Annotated in this window: 17 protein-coding genes and 1 tRNA gene; 12 read left to right on the top strand and 6 right to left on the bottom strand. The window is 68.6% G+C overall.

What is annotated here, in order from left to right; translation table 11 throughout:
• Positions 1–60 precede the first annotated feature (60 nt).
• Together cysS and rlmB are read left to right on the top strand one after the other, a co-directional pair.
• Positions 61–1515 (top strand): cysteine--tRNA ligase, encoded by a 1455-nt coding sequence (gene cysS / locus B4E96_RS05085; protein ID WP_286956632.1) that lies wholly within the window; start codon positions 61–63, stop codon positions 1513–1515.
• Between the two features lie 115 nt (positions 1516–1630).
• Complete coding sequence (gene rlmB / locus B4E96_RS05080; protein ID WP_286956631.1) at positions 1631–2563, top strand: 23S rRNA (guanosine(2251)-2'-O)-methyltransferase RlmB; 933 nt, start codon at positions 1631–1633, stop codon at positions 2561–2563.
• Between the two features lie 412 nt (positions 2564–2975).
• Here rlmB and B4E96_RS05075 read toward each other — a convergent pair whose 3' ends face one another.
• From B4E96_RS05075 to B4E96_RS05065, 3 genes are all read right to left on the bottom strand, one after another.
• Positions 2976–4382, bottom strand: coding sequence for an MFS transporter (locus B4E96_RS05075; protein WP_102161994.1), 1407 nt, complete (start codon positions 4380–4382; stop codon positions 2976–2978).
• 179 nt (positions 4383–4561) lie between these two features.
• Positions 4562–5356: an SDR family NAD(P)-dependent oxidoreductase gene (locus tag B4E96_RS05070; RefSeq protein ID WP_286956630.1), complete on the bottom strand. Its 795-nt coding sequence runs from the start codon at positions 5354–5356 to the stop codon at positions 4562–4564.
• On the bottom strand, positions 5353–6723 hold the full coding sequence (locus B4E96_RS05065; RefSeq protein WP_286956629.1) for a DUF4032 domain-containing protein: 1371 nt from the start codon (positions 6721–6723) through the stop codon (positions 5353–5355). Before B4E96_RS05065 ends, B4E96_RS05070 begins: the two co-directional genes overlap by 4 nt.
• 119 nt (positions 6724–6842) lie before the next feature.
• Here B4E96_RS05065 and B4E96_RS05060 point away from each other — a divergent pair, with 119 nt between their 5' ends.
• Positions 6843–7895, top strand: a complete 1053-nt coding sequence (locus B4E96_RS05060) for a LacI family DNA-binding transcriptional regulator (protein ID WP_286956628.1) — start codon at positions 6843–6845, stop codon at positions 7893–7895.
• Positions 7895–8962 (top strand): LacI family DNA-binding transcriptional regulator, encoded by a 1068-nt coding sequence (locus B4E96_RS05055; RefSeq protein ID WP_286956627.1) that lies wholly within the window; start codon positions 7895–7897, stop codon positions 8960–8962. Before B4E96_RS05060 ends, B4E96_RS05055 begins: the two co-directional genes overlap by 1 nt.
• A gap of 41 nt (positions 8963–9003) precedes the next feature.
• Here B4E96_RS05055 and B4E96_RS05050 read toward each other — a convergent pair whose 3' ends face one another.
• Positions 9004–11427, bottom strand: a complete 2424-nt coding sequence (locus tag B4E96_RS05050) for a trehalose-6-phosphate synthase (RefSeq protein WP_286956626.1) — start codon at positions 11425–11427, stop codon at positions 9004–9006.
• A 62-nt stretch (positions 11428–11489) separates the two neighbouring features.
• Between B4E96_RS05050 and B4E96_RS05045 the strand changes: the two genes are divergently transcribed.
• From B4E96_RS05045 to B4E96_RS05030, 4 genes are all read left to right on the top strand, one after another.
• Complete coding sequence (locus tag B4E96_RS05045) at positions 11490–13490, top strand: protein kinase domain-containing protein (protein ID WP_286956625.1); 2001 nt, start codon at positions 11490–11492, stop codon at positions 13488–13490.
• Between the two features lie 139 nt (positions 13491–13629).
• Positions 13630–14511, top strand: coding sequence for a DsbA family protein (locus B4E96_RS05040; RefSeq protein WP_102161988.1), 882 nt, complete (start codon positions 13630–13632; stop codon positions 14509–14511).
• Between the two features lie 183 nt (positions 14512–14694).
• Positions 14695–14767, top strand: a tRNA-Thr gene (locus B4E96_RS05035).
• Positions 14768–14841: 74 nt separating this feature from the next.
• On the top strand, positions 14842–15177 hold the full coding sequence (locus B4E96_RS05030; protein WP_286956624.1) for a TfoX/Sxy family protein: 336 nt from the start codon (positions 14842–14844) through the stop codon (positions 15175–15177).
• A gap of 234 nt (positions 15178–15411) precedes the next feature.
• Here B4E96_RS05030 and B4E96_RS05025 read toward each other — a convergent pair whose 3' ends face one another.
• A complete protein-coding gene (locus tag B4E96_RS05025) occupies positions 15412–16782 on the bottom strand; it encodes a PTS transporter subunit EIIC (protein ID WP_286956622.1) in 1371 nt (456 codons plus the stop codon).
• Here B4E96_RS05025 and B4E96_RS05020 point away from each other — a divergent pair.
• Positions 16738–17196 (top strand): PTS glucose/sucrose transporter subunit IIB, encoded by a 459-nt coding sequence (locus tag B4E96_RS05020; protein WP_349680641.1) that lies wholly within the window; start codon positions 16738–16740, stop codon positions 17194–17196. The two genes, B4E96_RS05025 and B4E96_RS05020, sit on opposite strands and share 45 nt — an antisense overlap.
• 49 nt (positions 17197–17245) lie before the next feature.
• Here B4E96_RS05020 and ptsP read toward each other — a convergent pair whose 3' ends face one another.
• Positions 17246–19252: a phosphoenolpyruvate--protein phosphotransferase gene (ptsP, locus tag B4E96_RS05015; protein WP_286956619.1), complete on the bottom strand. Its 2007-nt coding sequence runs from the start codon at positions 19250–19252 to the stop codon at positions 17246–17248.
• Positions 19253–19419: 167 nt separating this feature from the next.
• On the opposite strand from ptsP, the gene B4E96_RS05010 reads away from it, so the two are divergent.
• The 3 genes from B4E96_RS05010 to B4E96_RS13365 form a co-directional block, all read left to right on the top strand.
• A complete protein-coding gene (locus B4E96_RS05010; RefSeq protein ID WP_286956618.1) occupies positions 19420–20346 on the top strand; it encodes a MurR/RpiR family transcriptional regulator in 927 nt (308 codons plus the stop codon).
• On the top strand, positions 20343–21275 hold the full coding sequence (gene murQ, locus B4E96_RS05005) for an N-acetylmuramic acid 6-phosphate etherase (RefSeq protein ID WP_286956617.1): 933 nt from the start codon (positions 20343–20345) through the stop codon (positions 21273–21275). The genes B4E96_RS05010 and murQ overlap by 4 nt, the downstream gene beginning before the upstream one ends.
• On the top strand, positions 21272–21366 hold a 95-nt coding region (locus B4E96_RS13365), incomplete at its 3' end, for a PTS transporter subunit EIIB (RefSeq protein WP_414632674.1). The genes murQ and B4E96_RS13365, both read left to right, overlap by 4 nt.

The raw sequence follows: 21366 nt of genomic DNA, 5'->3' as shown, positions 1-21366 counted from the left end.
CGGCGGGGTTATCCTGAGAGTGCATCGCGGCGGACCCGCGTGCCTGGCTAGACTGGGGCTGTGACCATACAGCTTTTCAACACCGCCACGCGCCGCCTCGAACCCTTCACCCCCGTCACCGACGGACATGCCGGGCTCTACGTCTGCGGGGCCACCGTGCAGGGTTCGCCCCACATCGGCCACATGCGCACCGCTGTCGTGTTCGATCAGCTGCGCCGGTGGCTGCTCTACCGCGGTTATGACGTCACCTTCGTGCGCAATGTCACCGACATCGACGACAAGATCCTGGCGAAGTCGGTCGAGGAGTCCCGCCCGTGGTGGGCCCACGCCTACCATTACTTCCAAGAATTCACCGCCGCATACGACGCCCTCGGCGTGCTGCGCCCGACCTATGAGCCGCTGGCCACCGGGCACATGACGGAGATGATCGAGCTCATCGACCGTCTCATCGCCGCCGGACACGCCTATCCGGCCCTCGACGGCTCCGCTGATGTCTATTTCGATGCGCACTCCTGGCCGGACTACGGTTCGCTGACGAACCAGCAGCTCGACGACATGGCCGCAGCCGATGACGCCCCGCTGCGCGGCAAGAGGGACCCGCGGGACTTCGCGCTGTGGAAAGCGCACAAGGACGGCGATCCGCTCACCGCCTCGTGGCCGTCGCCGTGGGGACGCGGCCGGCCGGGCTGGCATATCGAGTGCTCGGCGATGTCGACGAAGTACCTCGGTGCGGAGTTCGACATTCACGGCGGCGGGCTCGACCTGCGTTTCCCCCACCATGAGAACGAGCGCGCGCAGTCGAATGCCGCCGGCGATCCTTTCGCCCGGATCTGGATGCACTCCGGACTGCTCAACATCGGCGGGGACAAGATGTCGAAGTCCCTGGGCAACTCCGTTTTCGCCCATGATCTCTTCGCCGCCTCCAATCCGCTGGCGGTGCGCTATGCGCTCTCGACCGCGCACTACCGTTCAGTGCTCGAGTTCTCCGAAGAACTGGTCGCCAAGCAGGAGAATGCGCTCGAGCGCTTCGAGAACTTCCTCACCCGCGCCAGAGAGATCCTCGGCGAAGACGCTCCGCCGGCTCCCGAGGTGGAGGACGGCTATCGCCGCCGGGCCTTCGATGTGCCGGCCGACTTCGCCGCCGCGATGGACCACGACCTGTCGGTGCCCAAGGCGCTTTCGGTTGCGTTCAGCGCCGTTGGTGAGGGGTACCGGCTGCTGGAGTCCGGGGACCCCGACCGAGGGGCGCTCATCCGCACGGTGGCCGAACTCGAGCTCATGCTCGATGTGCTCGGCGTCAACCCGCTGGCTGCCGACTGGACTGCCGCCTCGGGCGCGGACAGCGCTGCTGAGACCGGGCTGCGCGTGCTCGTCGAGGAGCTGGCGTCTGAGCGCCTGGCCGTCAAGCAGACCAAGGACTATGCGCGGGCAGATGAGATCCGCGATATGCTCACCCGCGCCGGCGTGCAGCTGGAGGACACCCCCGGCGGCTACCGCTACAGCCTCAAGGGCTGAGGTGCCTGCCGGCCGGCGCCGAACCTGACCGCTGCTGGCCTGCCGAGCCAGGCCGGCGACAGAGACAGGCCGGGTGCACGACCCCAGCCCACCGACACGAACCGAAGGAGCCGCGATGGCGACGAAGAAGGGCCCTGCCAAGGGCACCGGTGGCCATGGCCGCCGCAAGCTGGCCGGCAAGGGGCCGACGCCCAAAGCCGAGGACCGCGTCTACCACAAGGCGCACAAGGCCAAGCAGGCCAAACTCAGGCGAGAGGCCGTCCAGCCCAAGCGGCGGCGCAAGGACCCCGGTTCGGACATCATCGCCGGCCGCAACTCCGTCGTCGAGGCGCTGCGGGAGGCGGTGCCGGCGACCGCGCTGTACATCTCCCACAAGGCCGATGCTGATGACCGGGTGCGCGAGGCGATCGCCCTGGCCGCCGACCGCGGCATCCCGATGCTCGAAGCGGGAAAGATGGATCTCGACCGCCTCACCGACGGTGCCGTCCACCAGGGAATCGCCCTGCAGGTGCCGGCCTACGAGTACGCGCACCCCGACGACCTCATGGAGGCTGCCGCCGAGGCTGTCGAGACGCCGCTGCTCGTGGCGCTGGACGGGATCACCGACCCGCGCAACCTCGGGGCGATCGTGCGCTCGACCGCCGCTTTCGGCGGGCACGGGGTCATCATCCCCGAGCGCCGCTCGGCCGGCATGACCGCCTCGGCGTGGAAGACCGCCGCCGGTGCCGCCGGCCGGATCAAGGTCGCCCAGGTCGTCAACCTCGCCCGCGCGCTGCAGGCGCTGAAGAAGCAGGGGGTGTTCGTGCTGGGCCTTGACATGGACGGCGACGTCGAACTGCCCGAGGTCGCGCTCGCCCGGGAGCCGGTGTGCATCGTCGTCGGTTCCGAGGGCAAGGGGCTGTCCCGGCTCATCAGCGACATCTGCGACCAGATTGTCTCGATCCCGATGGCCGGGCAGATGGAGTCGCTCAACGCCGGCGTCGCCGCAGCCGTGAGCCTCTACGAAGTCGCCCGCACCCGCCGGGCCGAAGGGCTTGCCGAGGGGTAACGCCGACGGCTTGACCTGCACGGCGACCTGAGCGTGTCGTTCGTGTGGAACCGACGCCTCTCGAGTCGACACGAAATGCACGGGTTCGGCGCTTGCAGCGTGCTTCTCGTGTGGAATCGACGGTGCTCGAGTCGGCACGAAGTGCACGCCCACGTGCTGTGCCCGCCGGGGCTTGAGTGTCCGCCATTTCAGCGGATCGCGTTGAGTGCTGAATCGACGACACTCGATATTGCACTCAACGGCTACGAATCGGCCAAAATATAGCCGTTGAGTGCAGAATCCACGAGCGAGGATTCGGCACTCAACGACTACTGGTGCGATCGCACGGCCCAGAACCATCATGGGTGGGCCGGCCAGCGCCGACCGTTACCCAGCCCCGGCGCACCGCCGACGATCCCAGCCCGCCGCTTGCTCAGCTGACGTCGACGTTGCGCGGGTCGACCGCCGGCTGCGTGCCACCAGTCTTCGTCTTCGGCAGCGCGCCGAGTGAGATCGTGATGATCGCAGCGATGACCATCGCTACGCTGATCGCCCACATGCCCGCCGACTGCGAACCGGTCGTGTCAGCGAGGAAGCCGGTGATGTACGGGGCGAAGAAACCGGACATATTGCCGATCGAGTTGACCAGGGCGACACCGGCAGCAGCTGCGGCACCGGAGAGGAACGCGGTGGGCAGCGGCCAGAACGTCGCCAGAGCGCACATGACACCGCAGGCGAAGATCGACACGCACACCATCGCCAGGAACGGCGAGTTGACGAACGAGGTCACCGGGATGACCGCGGCGGCCACGAGGGTCGGCAGGGCGACGTGCCACACCCGCTCGCCGGTCTTGTCGCCGTGGCGGGCCCAGAAGATCATCGCAACAGCGGCGAAGGCGAACGGCACGGCGGTGAGCAGGCCGCGCTCCATGAGCGAGTACTCCACCCCGAAGCGCTCCTGGAAACCGCTGATGATCGTCGGCAGGAAGAAGCTGATGGCATACAGGCCGTAGACCACACCGAAGTACACGAACGCCAGCGCCCAGACCCGGCCGCTGGTGAGCGAGGTGCGCAGCGGCACATGGTAGGTCGCTGCGGTCTCCTCTTCCTCGCGGTCCATCTCGGCCTTGAGCCAGGCGCGTTCGTCATCGGCCAGCCACTTCGCATCGTGCGGGCGGTCGGTGAGGAAGAACCAGCAGATGAAGCCGAGCAGCACTGCCGGCAGGCCTTCGATGAGGAACATGAACCGCCAGCCGGTCATGCCCCACAGCAGGCCGTCGCCGTGCTCGATGAGCCAGGCCGACAGCGGCGCGCCGAGCACCGAGGAGGCGGGGATGGCGAGCATGAAGAACGAGATCGCCTTCGCCCGCTCCCGCTTGGGGAACCAGAACGTCAGGTACAGGATGATGCCGGGGAAGAACCCGGCCTCGGCGATGCCGAGCAGCACCCGCAGGATGACCAGCCACCACTCGCCGCCGATGCCCAGCCAGCTGCCGGCCGGGATGAACGCCATGAGGGCTGCGATGATGCCCCAGGTGACGAGGATGCGGGCGATCCAGCGGCGGGCCCCGAACTTGTGCAGCGCGAGGTTCGAAGGGATCTCCAGCAGCAGGTAGCCGATGAAGAACACCCCGGAGGCCAGGCCGAACATCGTCTGCGTCAGACCGAGTTCGTCGTTCATCCCGTTGGGCCCGGCGAAGCCGATGTTCGTCCGGTCGAGGTAGTTGATGAAGTACAGCAGCCCGAGGAACGGGGTGAGCCGGAGGGCGACTTTGCGCAGGGTTCGCCTGCGCAGCTCGGCGTGGGCTGCGGTCGGTGCGGGGTGGCGGGACGTCGTCATCGAGGGCGGTCCTTGTCGGCAGAAGTGCGCGGCCCGGCAGTGAGTGCAGATCGTGCTCTCGCCCGCCGTCCGCGTTGGCTTCGGTCAGGTATATCGCCGCCGGCTTCCTGCTGCCACCCGCGTCCCACTGAATGAGACGTGGGTCATAGTCGTCGGTCGCAGTCACCCGTCCCGAGGTGTCACACCCGTGGGGTGAAGCGTCCGTCCTGGGCCATCCAGCCCCCGTCGACGAGCAGCGAGTGCCCGGTGACGTAGCTGGAAGCATCCGAAGCGAGGAACAGCACCGGTCCTGCGATCTCGTGCAGCAGACCCCAGCGGCCGAGCGCGGCCTTCTGGGCGTAGGCATCCCACCACTCGGCGTCGGATTTGATCTGCTCGGTCAGCGGGGTCTCGAACGGCCCAGGCAGAATCGAGTTCACCCGCACGCCTGCCGCACCGAGTTCGCTGGCCAGCGTCTTCGTCAGCTGCACGACTCCGGCCTTGGCCGCAGCGTAGAGCCCCTGCCCGGGTTCGACGACGATCGCGCGGAACGACGCGAACGTGATGATCGAGCCGCGCTGCTTATCAGCCATCTCACGGCCGAAACTGCGCATGAGCCGGTACGTGCCCTTGAGATTGATGTCGATGACCCGGTCGAATTCGTCATCGGTCGTCTCAGTCATCCTCTTGCGCACATTCATGCCCGGGGTCATGACGAGCACCTCGGCAGCGGGGAAGCGCTCAACGAGGGCGTCGACGGCGGCAGTCGAGGTGATATCGAGTTCGACGGCGGTCGCAGCACTGCCGGTGCGCTGCTCGATGATCATGCTGGTCGCCTCGGCGCCGGTGAGGTCGAGGTCGGCGCACACGACGTGGGCACCGGCGTCGGCCAGCCCAAGTGCCGAGGCCTGGCCCAGGCCCGAGGCGGCACCGACGACAACGGCGGTGCGCCCGGTCAGGTCGAACAGGTCGGGAATGCGGGGAGATGCGCTCATCGGGGTCCTTCTCTCGTCTCATCCGCCGCAGCCGGCGGTTCCGGTGTCTCCGGTTGCTTATGCCCGGACTCTGCCGGTTCAGGGTCTGTCTCCGCTGATTCTGCCGAAGCAGGCTCTGCCTGCGCTAATTCTGCCTCTGCGAGCCGCCGCAGCACCGCGGTGTCCGGATCGCGGAGCAGATGCGCCTCGCGCGGGTAGTGGGCGAGCTTCTCGTCGCGGTAGGCGGCCACCGCCTCGGGCGTGGAGACATCCCGGCCAGCGGCCTCGGACATCTCCGCACGGTGGTCGAGGAACTCGTGGAACACCTGCGGCGGCTCCAGCCGGCCGCTGTACTCATCGGTGATCGCCTCGAGCACCGGCCGGTACACATCGGCCAGCCAGCGCTCGGCGACGATTGCCTCGTCCTCATCATCGAGCCCTTTCGCCGCCCGGTAGACATCGAGGTCGTTGAGCATCCGGCGGGCCTGCTGCTTCTCCGCCTCGATCCCGGTCAGCCGCCTGAGCCGGCGCTGGAAGTGCCCGGGGGCGACGACCTTCGGCTCGATGCGGGTCGTGACGCCGTCGAGATCGGTCGTGACCGTCAGCTCGCCGAGATCGAAGCCGAGCTCGTTGAGCCGCTCGATGCGCTGATCGATCCGCCAGCGCTCGTACATGTTGAACGCCTCGGGTGCGGTGAGCTCAGCCCACAGCTCGTCATAGCGTTCGCACAGCCGGTTGCTCATCGCCATCGGATCGACATCCGGGTCGGCCAGGCCACCGGCCTGCAGGTCGAGGAACTCGCCTGCGATGTTCGTGCGCGCCAGATCGAGGTCGTGGCTGCGCTGCCCGGCTGACAGCGAGTCGTGCAGCTCCCCGGTTTCGGCATCGACGAGGTAGGCGGCCAGCGCATCGGCGTCCCGGCGGAACAGCGTGTTCGACAGTGACACATCACCCCAGAAGAACCCCACGAGGTGCAGCCTGACGATGAGCACCGCAAGGGCGTCGACGAGCAGATCGGCCATGTGCGGGGGCACCTGGGAGCCGCACAGATCGCGGAACGGCAGCGAATACGACAGATGCGGAGTCAGCAGCGCCCCAGGCAGCGGCTGGCCGTCGGCATCGGTTCGCCCGGTGACGTACCCCAGCGGCCGCACGGCAGGCGCGTCGAGATCGGCGAGTGCGGTGAGCAGTTCGTATTCGCGCACTGCGATCGCATCCTGGGTCTCCTTGACCGCTAGGATCGTGCCTTCGAACTCGACGAAGCGCACCACATGCCGGGAGATGCCGCGCGGCAGGCCGATGAGCAGCTCGGGCTTCCACCGCTGCAGCGGCACATCCCACGGCAGCGTCTCGACGAGCTCAGCGAACTGATCGGCGTGGATCTTCACGTGTCCTCCCGCAGGCCGGCTGGCCGCCAGGCGTCGGCGGCCGCAGCTGCGCTTCCATCGTAGCGAAACCGCTGGCCGGGCCACCGCTGCCGCCCGTGCGCCCGCCGTAGACTGGCGCTATGAGAGTTCGGCTGGAGGACGTCGCCGAGGCGGCAGGCGTGTCGGTCACGACGGTCTCGCGGGTGCTCGGCGGCCGCGGCACCGTCGCCGAGGCGACCCGCACCCGGGTGCTCGACGCCGTGCGCTCCCTCGGCTACGACCGCTCGACCCTGTTGCACCGGCAGGCCGCCCGGCTGGTCGCCGTGTGCGCGCCCGCCCAGCCGGAGCACTGGCAGATCGAGGTGTGCCGCTCGCTGTCGATGCAGCTCCAGGACGCCGGCATCATCGCCGCCACCCCGTTCCTCGACGAGGACATCGCGGAGGTCCGCGCCTGCATCGACGCCGGCGCCGCCCTCGTCGTCACCCCCACCTTCACCCCACTCGACGTCGACGTCCCCGTCGTCCGCTTCGCCGAGGCGACCGCCGCCTGGCCCACCGCGGCCACCGGCACCGAGGCGAGCGACACCTCGGGCACGGGGGACACCGCTCCCGAGGCGGTGGCCGGCCCAGCGATCGACGCTGAGTGGATCGCCGCCCGCGTCGACCTGTCCGGCGGGATGAGCCTGGCGTTCGAGCATCTGCACGCGCTCGGCCACCGGCGCATCGGGCTCGTGTGCAACGACTCCGGCGCGCTGGCCGAGCAGCTGAAGAACCGGTTCCGGCGTGAGCACCCGATGCGCGATGTCACCGACCGGCTCGATGAGTGGATCGCCGCCGTCCCTAAATCCCACTCCGGCGGGATCGCCGCAGCCACCCAGCTGCGCGACGCCACCTGCACCGCTGTCATCGTCCAATCCGCCCTGCAGCTGCACGGCGTCTTCGCCGCCGTGCGCCGCCGCAGGCTGGCGATCCCACGCGACCTGTCCGTGGTGGGCTTCGGTGACTTCTCGACGATGCGCTACACCAACCCGCCGGCCACCGTGCTCAGACTCGACAACCAGGCGCTCGCCGAGGCGCTCGCCGCCGGGGTTCGCAGCGTCCTCGGCCTGCCCGGCCGGCAGCTCGCCTCGGTCCCGCCGACCCTGCGGCCGAGACTCTTGGCCCGCCAGTCGACAGCGGCAGCGAGGACCTGATGCGCTCAGACATCTCACTCAAGCAGATCGCCGCGGCCTCCGGGCTGTCGGTCTCCACCGTCTCCCGGGTGCTGCGCGAACAGCCGGGCACCTCGGCTGCCGCCCGCCGCGCGGTCGCCGTCGCCCTCGGCACGCTCGGTGTGCGGCACGGGGATGAGGCGGCCCGGAGCGGCACCGTCATCGCGGTTGTGCACGCCGCCCCGCTCGCCGGTGACGTCGACCCGTTCGAAAGCCTGTACCTGGAGATCGTCGAGCGGATCTTCGCCCTCGGCTGGGTGGCCGTGCGCATCCAGACCGGCCCGGACCTCGCATCGGCCGCCGAGGTGCTCGAGTCCTTCGGCGTCGCCGGTGCGGTGGTGCTCGGCGGCGGTTCGGCCGGTCCCGAGGCTCAGCAGCTTGCCGCCCACGGTGTGCCGGTCATCCGCGTCTCGAACGCCCGGCACGCAGGCTTCGCCCAGCTCGTCCTCGACTCCGGGGAGGGCATCCGCACGGCTGTCCGCCACCTCATCCACCTCGGCCACCGGCGCATCGGGCTCGTCGTGCCCGAGGACTCAGCCGCCTCGACCAGGGTGAGTGCATTCCGGCGGGCAATGGCCGATGTGCTGCACATCCCCGCCACCCGCGACCAGGCCCCGGTCGTCGTGGCAGGTCCGGGGATCCTGGCCGGTTCGCAGGCAGCCGATGAGCTGCTGGAGGCACAGTGCTCGGCGGCGATCAGCTGCGCGCCGGCGATCACCTTCGGGTTCCTCGAATCGACCCGCCGGCTGCGCCTGGCAGTCCCGCAGGACTTCTCGCTGCTGACGGTCGGGGATATGCCCGACGCCGAGGTGATCCACCCGCCGATGTCGCAGGTGACCTTCGACTGGGCCGCCCTGGCGGAGGCCGCACTGCGCGAGCTCGAACGGCTCATGCGCGCCGATGGTGCAGGGGCTGCTGGATCCGGTGCCGGCGGGTCCGGTGTCGGCGCGGCGGGTGCCGGCGGTGGACGCACACCCCAGCTGCCGGACTACCGCGTCAGCCCCGAACTCGTCCTGCGGGCGTCCGAACGGGCCATCGGCCGGCGCTGAACCAGCCGGTCAGCACCAGCCGGAACCGCAGAGCCCGGTGGTCAGCGTCCGGCGCGGGCGGCGGCGAGCCGGCCGAGGAACACGGCGACGTCATCGGGGGACTGGAGGCGCACCTCGGCGGCGGTGCCAGCGGGCCCGACCTTGATCGACAGGCGCGGGAAGTCCTCCGGATAGGTGCGCAGCTTCTTGAACGCATCCTCATCTGTGCGGTCATCGCCGATGTAGAGCGCGGCAGTCGCACCGGTCTGGCGGATCATCCGCTCCAGGCCGTTGCCCTTCGTCTGGTGGCGCAGCGCGAACTCGAACATCTCATGCCCGGTGAGGAATCGCAGCTGGCCCAGCCGCTTGGCCAGCGCCTCGAGCTCGGTCGCATAGAAGGCGGTGCGGTTCTCCGAGCAGCCGCGGGTGTGGAAGGTCCGGCCGAGCGGCTTGCGCTCGATGCGCAGCAGCCCGTGGCCCTCCTCGGGGGTGCGGGTGCGGATGTCGGTGAAGGCGGCATCAAGCTCATCGAGCAGCGCCTGCTCATCATTGCTCGGCCCGCTCGCGTAGGTGCCTGCGGCCGGATTGCCGCCCGAGCGGCGACCGTCGGCAGGGCCGATGTCCTCCCCGCCGATTGCACTGAAATCGCTCTCCACCCCGTGCGAGCCGATGAAGATCGCACCCTCGGGTGCGTTCGACAGCTGCTTGAGCACCGAGAGGTTGCGCCCGGAGATGTAGCCGACGACCGTGTTCGGTTCAGCAGCCAGCGCCTCGGCCGCGGCAGCCGAGGCCGGCAGCGGCGCGGCGTCCATCGGATTGTCGACCAGCGGGGCGATGACCCCGTCGAAGTCGAGGCCGACGAGCAGCCGGTCGGCCGCTGCCAGCGCGGTGATGTCGATGTCGTCGGGATCCGAGTAGCCGGGGGCGGAATCCGGCTGGGCATCAGCGTCGGTCGGGTGCTGGTCGGTGCGCATGTGGGCTGCGGCCTCGGCCAGGCCGGCCCGGTCGGTCTGCTGGAGGCGGGCGAGGAAGGCATCGGACCAGGCGCGCACGTCCTCCTCAGCGAGGCCCTCGCGCATGGCGCGCATGCGGGCGCGCTTCTCACCGGGATCCATCGTCACCGCTGCGGCGATGCGGGACTTGAGGCCGGAGATGTCATGCGGATTCACCATCACCGCCTGGGTCAGCTGCTCGGCGGCACCGGCGAACTCGGAGAGCACGAGCACTCCGTCGTCATCAGTCTGGCAGGCGACGTATTCCTTGGCCACCAGATTCATGCCATCGCGCAGGGCGGTCACGAGCATGACGTCGGCGGCGATGTAGAGCGCGGTCATCTCATCGCGCGGATAGGAGTGGTGGAAGTAGTGGATGACCGGATGCCCCATCCCGGAGTACTCGCCGTTGATCCGGCCGACCGCCAGCTCCACATCGGTGCGGATCTGCTGATACTGGTCGATGCGCTCACGGCTCGGGGTCGCGATCTGCACAAGAGTCACCGTGCCCGGATCGAGCACACCGTCGTTGAACAGCTCGCCATAGGCCTTGAGCCGGTGGCGGATGCCCTTGGTGTAGTCCATCCGATCGACACCGAGCAGGATCGTCTCCGGGTTGCCGAGCTCGGCGCGGATCTCCTTGGCCCGCGCACAGATCCTCGGGTCGCGGGCGAGCTGGGCCAGATGTTCGGTGTCGATCGAGATCGGAAACGCGCTCGCCTCGGCGGTGCGGGTGATCGTCGTCGTATCACCGAGTTCGCTGGCCGGGTCTTCTGCCGCCGGGATCTTCACGAGGTTGCCCGAGCTCGGCAGGCCCAGGCAGATGCGCACGGCACGGCGGAAGTTCTGGGCATCGGCCGGGCGCTGAAAGCCGATGAGGTCGGCGCCGAGCAGGCCGCGCAGGATCTGGGCGCGCCACGGCAGCTGCGCGAAGATCTCCCACGGCGGGAACGGGATGTGGTTGAAGAAGCCGATGCGCACATCCGGGCGCATGCCGCGCAGCAGATAGGGCACCAGCTGCAGCTGGTAGTCGTGCACCCACACAGTCGCCCCTTCCGAGGCGGTGCGCGCCACCGCCTCGGCGAAGCGTCGGTTGACCGTCCGGTAGCTGTTCCACCAGGTGCGGTGGAACTCCGGGGGCACGATGACGTCGTGGTAGAGCGGCCACAGCGTGGCATTGGAGAAGCCTTCGTAGTAGCGGCGGACTTCCTCCGAGCTCAGCGGCACCGGCACGAGGTGCATGCCGTCGATGTGGAACGGATCGAATTCCTCATCGGCGACTCCGGCCCAGCCGATCCAAGCGCCCTTGTGGGTCTGCATGACCGGGGCGACGCCGGTGACCAAACCTCCAGGTGAGGTGCGCCAGGACGGCGTCTCACCTGAGGTATCGCGGTCCACTGGGAGCCGGTTGGCCACGACGATGAAGTCGGCCCCATCCTCCGGCGGGGCCACCAGGGTTGAACGAGCTTCCAACGGGGCGGAGGTGTGAATCACGTTACTCCTATCAGCACTCGATCCTCATGAGAAACTCTACCGCCTCAGCTAACCTGGGTTGAGTGGCAGTACAGGAACTCGGCGGCTACCGGCTGCTGAATGAACTCGGTTCCGGCGGCATGGGCGTCGTCCACCTCGGGGTGGATGCTGAGAACAACCCGGTCGCCGTCAAAGTGTTGCACGCGCACATCGCCAACGACGAGACCGCCCGCAAGCGGCTCGCCCGTGAGGTGCGGACACTGAGGCGGATTCAGCATCCGCGGATCGCAGCGGTCCTCGACGCCGAACTTGAGACCGCCCAGCCGTTCATCATCACCGAGTTCGTCGACGGGCAGACGCTGTCTGACGATGTGCGCGACAACGGCCCGTTCGCCGAGGATGAGCTCGTCCACTTCGGCCATGCGCTGCTCGATGCGCTCAACGCCGTGCACGAAGCCGGCGTTATCCACCGCGACCTCAAACCGGCCAACGTCATGATCATGGACGGTGAGCCGATGGTCATCGACTTCGGTATCGCCCAGGCCGCCGACGAGGTCAAGGTCACCGCCACCGGCCTCGTCATGGGCACCCCGGGCTATCTCAGCCCCGAGATCGCCGACGGCCGCGAAGCCAGCGAGAAGACCGACTGGTGGGGCTGGGCGGCGACGATGGCGTTTGCGGCCACCGGCCGCAACCCGTACGGCTCCGGCCCGCTCGAAGCAGTGCTCGGACGCGTGGCCACCGGGCGGCACAACCTCGAAGGGGCACCGGAGCTGTTCGTGCCGCTGCTGCAGGCCTGCCTCGACCCCAAACCTGAACGGCGGCCATCGGGGGCTATGATCCTCGACGCCCTCGTCGACATCGAATCTGGGCAGTTGCCTGCACTCGGCAGCCCCCGCCACGCAGCCGGACCCGGCCGCGGCGATATTGGCGGCACCCGGGTCGACCTGCCTGCCGTCGGTGCGGCAGGCGCTGCCGGTGCTGCAGCCGGGGCAGCCTATGATCCACTGGCCCCGCCGACCGGCCCGATGGGCCGCACCGGACCCGGTGGCGCCTACCAGCTCGGCGGCGAACCCGGCGCGATGGAGGGCTTCCAGGCCGGCGGCTTCGCCGGCCACCGCCCCGACCAGCACGGGGTTCCCCGCCACGGCAACGCTCCCGGCGGTCGCCCGCAGCCTGTCCAGCCCTCGTCTGGCACACCCGGCGGCAGCATCTACGGGGGAGCAGCCCCCTACGGCAGCCAGCAAGGCCGCATGCAGGGCAGCCAGCCAGCTGGTTCAGGTTCAGCACATGCCTCGGGCCCGCCGGCGCACGCCTCGGGCCCGGCGCATGCTGCCGTCGGCTCACCGCCGGCCTACGGCCCGCTCGGCATCGACCCGCGGCCCCAGCCGCACCAGCAGGTCGAGCCTTATCAGCATGCCGGCGCCCCGGTGCCGGCCGAGCAGCCCTGGCAACCCCAGCAGCTGCAGGCGCCCGGCCCGCCGCGTCCGCCGCGCCTCGGCGGAGCATGGCCGCTGCTCATGCTCAACCTGCTGGCCGTCACGCTCGTAGCGCTCGGGCCGGTCATCATGCTCATTGCCTCCTACCTGTGGCAGGTCGCCGCCCGCACGACCGGGTCGATGGCCCAGGTGCGCAACTGGCGGCAGTTCAACGACGGACCCTCCGGTGTATCGGTGTGGTCCTCGATCGCCAGCCTGCCCGGTGCGCTGTTCCGGTCGGTGTTCACCTCGCTGTTCTCGATGATCCTGCCGGCCATCGCCTTCGTCGCAGTCGCCGTGCTCATGCGCCTCGACATCGCCGGCATCGTGCCCTCTGGCCGGTCCTTCGAATGGACCCTGTGGGCAGCCGGGCTGTCCTATGCGCTCGTGCTGTGGTTCGGGCCGGGATCGGCGAACCTGCGCGTCGGCTCACGGGCCGCGCTCACCTCGATCGCCCGCAACCGCACCGGCGAATGGATCATGTTCGGGGTGCTCGCGCTGCTGTTCGTCATGGCCGTCAGCGTCATCCTCTCCACCGCCGGCGTCACCTGGTGGCCGCTGACCTTCAACCCACTCGAGCTCATCCCACGCGCCTCCGAACTGTAGGACCCAGCCACCGCCTCGGGAGCGGATCCCCCTGAAGAACTGCTGAACCGCGTAGGATGGCCGAGGATCTAAGATAGCTGTCGAACCAGTAAGCGCCTGCGCCGAAGCCCGCGCAGCGCCCGACATCACGTGAGGAAACATGGCGAAGAACTCATCGGCCGCCGATCGCCGACAGGCAGCGCGCGAGAAGGCGCGGCAGATCGCAGAGAACGACGCGCGGCGGGAGAAGAAGGCCAAGACGATCCTCTTCACCTCGGTGGGTGTCGTCGTCGTCGCCTTCCTCACCGTCGTCGGCTTCCTCATCTTCCAGAGCATGCAGCCGGTGGCCGGCCCCCGCAACTACGCCGAGGGCACGATGACCGTGGCCAAGGACGGCGATGAGCTCAAGGCCTACACCGCGCCCGGCATCGAGGAGCCCGGCGAGAACCCGCCGCCGCCGATCGCCGAATCTCCGCTCGGCTCCGACGCTGCTGTCGTGACGGTGTACTTCGACTTCCAGTGCCCGGCCTGCAAGGCCTTCGAGGACACCCACGGCAAGACGCTGAATAAGCTCGTCGAGGAGGGCAAGATCGCCCTGCAGTACGCGCCGGTCGCGTTCCTCGACAACGCCTCGGGCGGCAACAAGTACTCCACTCGTGCGGCCAACGCTGCTGCCTGTGTCGCCGACTCTGGCCAGGTACAGAGATATTCGGACTTCGTCATGGCGATGTTCGCTCAGCAGCCGCAGGAAGGTGCTGAGGGCATGGAGGATGACCAGATCATCAAGATCGCCGAAGACGCCGGCGTCGATGTCAGCGCGAAGGTCGAGCCCGAGGATTCGGATGCCTCGGATGTGCGCAGCTGCATCACCGAGCAGGCTTTCGCGAAGTCGGTGGAGAAGGAGACGAAGGCCGCGTTCGACGAGCGCGGACTCTCCGGCACCCCGCGTGTGCTCATCAACGGCAAGGAGACCGAGTCCTTCCGCGAGCAGGATCCGCAGAAGTTCCCGCTTGAGGTGCTGCGCGCCGCCGGCGGCAACTGATCGCCTGAGCGCTTGAGCTGGCAGACGCCCGTCGGTCACGGAATTCGTGACCGGCGGGCGTCAGTCGTTGGCGGGTGCGGTTGTGGGGCTGGTGCCGAGAAGATTGGGGCGCAGTCGTGGGGGCGTGCGTGGCGGACGGCAGGCCGATGTTCTACACTGTCTTAGGCTCACTGCGGTGAGCGCGCCTCCTTAGCTCAGTTGGTAGAGCACCGCTCTTGTAAAGCGAAGGTCGTCAGTTCGAGTCTGACAGGGGGCTCTTCTCATGCCCTGACACCTGCCTGCGGTCCGATATCCTGATGTCTGTTCTGGTCGGAACCGAAGGGCCCAGTCATGACCCCTGCACAAGAAGCTCTCGTCGATCGCCTGCGGAGCCTGCTTGCGGACGAACCGGTGCTGCGTGAGGTGTCGATGTTCGGCGGCCGGTCGTTCATGGTCAATGAGAAGCTGGCCGTCAGTGCGCTCAAGTCAGGCGGCCTGCTCGTGCGGGTGGGCGCCGAACAGCATGACGACCTGCTGACCCGGCCCGGCGCGCAGCAGGCGACGATGGGCGCCGACCGTGAGATGGGTCCTGGCTGGATTGAAGTCGACGCCGCTGCGATCGACAGTGAAGAGGGTCTGGCCGCATGGCTGGACGTCGCGATTAAGCACAACCGCGCAGCGGGCTGAGGGTGCCTGCAGGTTCGTATACCGGGCTGCCTCGTCCCGGCCTGAAAGGTTTGTAGCGGTGTTCAGGTTTTCCAGGGTCGGAAATCTGAACAACTCTACAAACTTTCCCTTCAGCAGCTCAGATGAGCGGGCTCAAGTGCGCACCTCGGCCGAAAAGAACTGTGGAGCAGCTCAGACGAGCTGCTCCACAGAACTGGTCACGCGCGCGGGTCACGCGCAGTCAGTCACGAAGGACTACTGCCTGCCCTCCTTCTGCGCACGCTTCTTGCCGGTCGACTCAGCGGCAGCTTCCTGCGCCTCGTCGAAGACCGAGGGAGCGCCCTCACCGGCGTCGCCCTCCTCTTCACGGCCAGGCGTGTGCAGGTTGAACTTGATGATCGCCCAGCGGAACAGGAAGTAGTAAATCGCGGCATACACCAGGCCGATGACGATGAGCAGCAGCACCTTGCCGATGCCGCCGGAGAGCTCTGCGGCTCGGCCGAGGTTGAGCAGATAGTCGATCGCACCGGCGGAGAACCCGAACCCGGATTTGATGCCGAGCGCATTCACCAGCGCCAGCGAGGTGCCGGTCAGCACAGCGTGGACGGCGTAGAGCGGGAACGCCACGTAGGCGAACGCGTACTCCAGCGGCTCGGTGATGCCGGTGACGAAAGCTGTCAGGGCAACCGACAGCATGATGCCACCGACCAGCTTGCGGCGGGACTTGTGCGCGGTGTGGTAGATCGCCAGGGCAGCAGCCGGCAGGGCGAACATCATGATCGGGAAGAACCCGGTCATGAACGAACCGGTCCAGTCAGCTGTCCCGTCGACACCACTGTAGAAGCAGGTGATGTCGCCGTGCAGCGTCTCACCGGCGGCGTTCTTGCACGATCCGAGCTGGAACCACGGCAGGTTGTTGAGCAGGTGGTGCAGGCCGAACGGGATGAGCAGACGGTTGATGGTGCCGAAGATGAACCCGGTGGCCGGGTTCGAGCCGTGCTCCATGAGGAATCCGCCGACGCCCTTGTTGATGAGTGCGTCGAAGATCGGGTAGATGATCGCCATGATGACACCGGTGACCATCGCGGCCACCGCGGTGACGATCGGCACGAAGCGGCGCCCGCCGAAGAACCCGAGGTAGTCCGGCAGCTTGATGCGGTAGTAGCGCTGGTAGAGCACCGCGGCGATGATGCCGATGATGATGCCGGCGAGCACACCGTAGTTGATGACCTTCTGACCGTCCCCGCCATCGGAGCCGAAGTACGGGGCCAGGGCCTTGAAGACATTGGTGAGGACAAGGTAGCCGACCACGCCGGCCAGTGCCGTCGATCCGTCGGCCCTCTTCGCGAACCCGATCGCCACACCGACGGCGAAGATGAGCGCCAGGTTGTCGAACAGGGCGCTGCCGGCGGCAGCGAACACCTCGGCGACCGGCTGCAGCCACGACGCGTACTGCGCCAGACCGTCGGCACCGAGCATATCGGGCTGGCCGAAACGCATGAGCAGGGCGGCAGCAGGCAGCACGGCGATCGGCAGCATGAGCGAGCGGCCGACGCGCTGGAGCTGCGCGAACCCGGGTATGTGGCGCTTCTTCTTGCCTGCGCCGGAGGCTGTTTCGGTAGACATCGCTGTCCTTCCCTTCAAGGTGGGCGCCCGCCGGGTGCGGCGGAACGCGGGTTGTGCGAACCGGTGGGTCTGGGCTGCGCGGCTGCGCCGCCGCTGACGTCAACGGCCGTAGACTGGTGCACACGAGACCCGGGCGGATCCCGCTCCGGGGCACGCACACCTACGACAGAGGAGTCACAGATGGACAAGGCGGAGCAGATTGTCGCCGGGCTCGGCGGCGCAGACAACATTGAGGACATCGAGGCCTGCATCACGCGCCTGCGCGTCGAGATCACCGACGGCAGCCAGGTCGACGAGGCCGCACTCAAGGCCGCCGGCGCCTTCGGCGTCGTCTCCCAGGGCGAGATCGTCCAGGTCGTCGTCGGTCCTGAGGCCGACATCCTCGTCGACGACATCAAGGACCTGCTTCCCTGATCACTGTCTGTTCCCTTCCGTGAGCCGGTGCTGAGATCTCAGCACCGGCTCATGTGTCTCCGGTGGCCGCGGCCTCGACGGCCTCGACTGCCTCGCCTGCTGCCGGTCCGGTGGCGTGGACGTCGATCGTGTCGCCGGGGTCGGCGCCGAGAGCCATCATCTCCATGACGCTGCCGCCGTCGGCGGTGTTGCCGCTGCCGGCGTGTGTGATCTGCACGCTCGCGTCGAGTGCTTTGAGCGCCTTGGCGAGCACTGCGGCCGGGCGGGCGTGCAGCCCGGTCGGTGCGGTCACCTCGATCGTGCGGCGCACGTCGGTCTCTCCCGCGCCAGAGGCGGTGGGCGCCTCGGCATCAGCCGTGTCGTCGGCAGGGGAGTCCTGGGCGGTGACGGCGGCGGTCACAACCGAGCCGCTCAGCGCTTCGGCGGCGGTTTCACGTGCTTCGGCGAGGGTGACTTCGGCGAGTTTCGCCGCGACCCGGCCCAGCGCTGGGGCCGACATCGACAGCGAGGTGACGCCGAGTCCTGCGAGGATGACGGCCAGCCGCGGATCGGCTGCGGCCTCACCGCACACCCCGACGGTGCGCTGCTTTCCGTCACCGGTCTGCGCGTCTGCCTGTTCGGCGCCGCGGACGGTCGCGCCGATGAGGCTGAGCACGGCCGGATGCCCAGAGGACTGCAGTCCACCGTAATCGGGCAGCTCACGGTCGAAGGCCAGTGTGTACTGGGTCAGGTCGTTCGTGCCGATCGAGGCGAAGGCCACCGGCGCCAGCGTCGCAGCCGCGCACAGGGCCGCAGCCGGAGTCTCGACCATGATCCCGGCGGTCTCCAGCCCGGCTGCAGTGACAAGCGATGCGAACTCGGCGGCCTCGTCTGCGGTCGTGATCATCGGGGCCATGACCTTCACCTCGGCCTCGGACTGCTGGGCGGCCTGGGCGATGGCCTGCAGCTGGCGTTCGAGCACGGCCGGGGCGAAGGAGTGGGTGCGGAAGCCGCGCATCCCGAGCGCCGGGTTCGGTTCGCTCACCTGGCTGTCCTCGCTGCGCTGGGCTGCGGTGATGAAGGGCATCGGCTTGTCCGAACCGGCATCGAGCGTGCGGATGACAACCGGCTTGCCGGCGAAGTGAGCGAAGATCGCGGCATACACCTCGGCCTGCTCGTCCACACTGGGCTCATCGGCCCGGTCGAGGAAGAGGAACTCGGTGCGCAGTAGCCCGACCCCCTCCGCACCGGCCTTCGCGGCGGTCTCGGCGTCGGCCGCTGAGCCGATGTTGGCCAGCAGCTGCACCCGGTGACCGCAGGCCAGCTCACCGCGGCCGGAGAACGCGGCAGCCTGCTCGCGGTTTGCCTGCCACTGCGCGGCCCGGTCCTTCTCCTCATCTCCGGGTTCGGTGCTGATGGTGCCCTCGGTGCCGTCGACGAACACCTCGGTGCCGGCAGCGATCTGGGTAATGGCAGGGTCGGTGCCGACGACGGCGGGGATGCCGAGCGCACGAGCGAGGATCGCCGAATGGGACTGCGGCCCACCCTGCACGGTGACGAGGGCGAGGACGAGTGCGGTGTCAAGGTCGGCGGTATCGGCAGGGGAGAGGGACTCGGCGACGAGCACGAACGGCTCATCGGGAGACTCGAAGCTGCTCTCCTCACCGCGCAGCGAGGCGATGATCCGGTCGCGGACATCGGCAACATCGGCCGCGCGCTCCCCGAGGTAGCCGCCGAGGCTCTCGAGCTTCTCGCGCAGCTGACCGGCTGCCACCCAGGCGGCGCGCTCGGCTGTGAGGTTCTCATCCCGGATGAGCCTGCTGGCCGATTCGGCCAAGGCGGGGTCGGAGGCCATCTGGGCGGTGGCCGAGAGGATCTCGGCAGCCTCGCCCGAGGCGTTCGAGGCGGCGGTCTCGAGGGCTGTCGTCACGGCGTCGGCGGCTTCGGTGAAGCGGGTGACCTCCGCTGTGGGGTCGGATTCGGATGGCCGCGGGTCTGCCGCTGGTTCGGCGATGCTGCGATCGACGTGGTGGACCGGCCCGAGGGCGCAGCCCTCACTGGCTCCGATGCCTCGCATATGTCTGTCTCCTTCTGCTCTCGCATCCGACAGGTGCGCCTGCTGGCTGCCCCGCTCATCCTAGAGGCCGCGAAGCCTGCTGCAGTGGAAGCCGAGGCGATGGAATGAAGCTGTGACTTTTGACACAGCATAGGTCAGGTGGAAAACTTCAGTCTATGCCGAATTATGTGGAGAAAAACTCCTCAAAGCCGGGGCAGAGCCAGCCGCCCGCCCCGGAGGCGCTGCTCGCAAGCCTGCGCTCGCTCGTGCCGACGCTGAGCCGCGGCCCGGCACAGGTGGGCCGGGCGGTGCTTGCTGACCCGCAGGCGATCGTGCCGATGACGATGCGGCAGCTGGCCGCCCACACCGACACCAGCGACGCCTCGGTCACCCGGCTCGCCCAAGCGATCGGCTGCACCGGCTACCGCGAATTCCGGGCCCTGCTCGCCGCCTCGACCGCGGTGCAGACCGCAGCGGCAGGCCCGGCTGGCACCGGCCGGCTGCCGGCCGACATCGAACTCGACGACGCCCCGGCCGAGGTCGTGGCCAAGCTGCTGGCCGAAGAGCAGCAGGCGCTGGCCGACTCCGCAGCCGCCCTCGACATCGCAGCGCTGACCGCCTCGGCGGACGCGATCTGCACGGCCCGGCGTGTCGTCATCACCGGCATCGGCGCCTCGGGTATCGTCGCCCGCGACCTGTCAGCCAAGCTCGAGCGCATCGGCATCATCAGCCAGCCGATCACCGAAGGCCACCACGCGCTCACTGCCGCAGCGGTCATGGAGCCGGTCGACCTGCTCATCGTCATCAGCGCCTCCGGTGAGACCGCCGACATCCTCGAACCCCTCGACGCCGCCCGGGCCGCCGGCATCCCCACCGTGGCGATCACCGTGCGCCCGCGCTCGCGGATCACCGCAGCCGACCACGTCCTCATCGCTGTCGCCGCCCGCGAAAGCGGGATGCGCCCGGCGGCCATGAGCTCACGGTCCGGCCAGCTGTTCATCGTCGACTCCCTCTTCGCCCTTGTCTACCAGCGCCGCGCCGAGCAGGCTGGCGCTGCCGTCACCACCTCCCACCAGATGCTCGCCCCGCGCCGGCACCGAAAGGACCCCTCATGACCCACGAGACCACCCCCACCTCCACGACCGAGGCGATCGACTCCCGGTTCGCACACATCGACACGCTCACCACGATCGAGCTGGCCGGCGTGATGAACAACGAAGACGCCCGCGTCGCACCATCTGTCGGCGCGCACCTGGCCGAGATCGCCCAGGCGGTCGACGGGATCACCGAGCGGATGCGCCGCGGCGGGCGACTCATCTACGCAGGCGCCGGCACCGCCGGGCGGCTCGGCGTGCTCGATGCCTCCGAATGCCCGCCGACCTTCAGCACCGACCCGAGTCTTGTCATCGGGCTCATCGCCGGCGGCCGGGATGCCCTCATCACCGCCGTCGAAGGCGCAGAAGACGACACCGCCTTAGGCCGTGCCGATATCGCAGCCCAGGGAGTCGGACCCGATGACGCCGTCGTCGGCATCGCCGCCTCCGGCGCAACCCCGTACACGGTCGCCGCCGTCACCGCCGCCCGGGAAGCCGGCGCGTTCACCGCAGGGATCTCCTGCAATGCAGACTCCGCATTGGGTGCCGCCGCCGAGGTGCCGATCGAGGTCGTCGTCGGCGCTGAGCTCATCGCCGGCTCCACCCGCCTCAAGGCCGGCACCGCCCAGAAGCTCGTGCTCAACATGCTCTCGACGATGACGATGATCCGGCTGGGCAAGACCTACGGCAACCTCATGGTCGACGTCGATGCCACCAACCACAAGCTCACTACCCGCGTGCACCGCATCGTCACCGAAGCCACCGGCGCCGACCAGGACACCGTCACCACCGCCGTCGAGGCCGCCGGCGGGAAGGCCAAGACCGCCATCCTCATGATCCTCGCAGGCCTCGATGCGCCCGCAGCCGAAGACGCACTCGCCGCAGCCGGCGGCGTACTGCGTGAAGCCCTCACCACCCACACCCCGAACTCCCCGAAGGAGCAGTCATGACCGCATCCCCGCAGACCATCTCCCAGGAGGTGCTCGCAGCCCTCGGCGGGCCCGGCAATGTCGACTCCGTCGAGAACTGCATCACCCGCCT

This window comes from Brevibacterium sp. UBA7493 (genome assembly GCF_002479565.1).
Classification (GTDB): domain Bacteria; phylum Actinomycetota; class Actinomycetes; order Actinomycetales; family Brevibacteriaceae; genus Brevibacterium; species Brevibacterium luteolum.
Note: the sequence above shows the minus strand (reverse complement) of the source record. Positions and strands in the feature narration are given on the sequence as shown.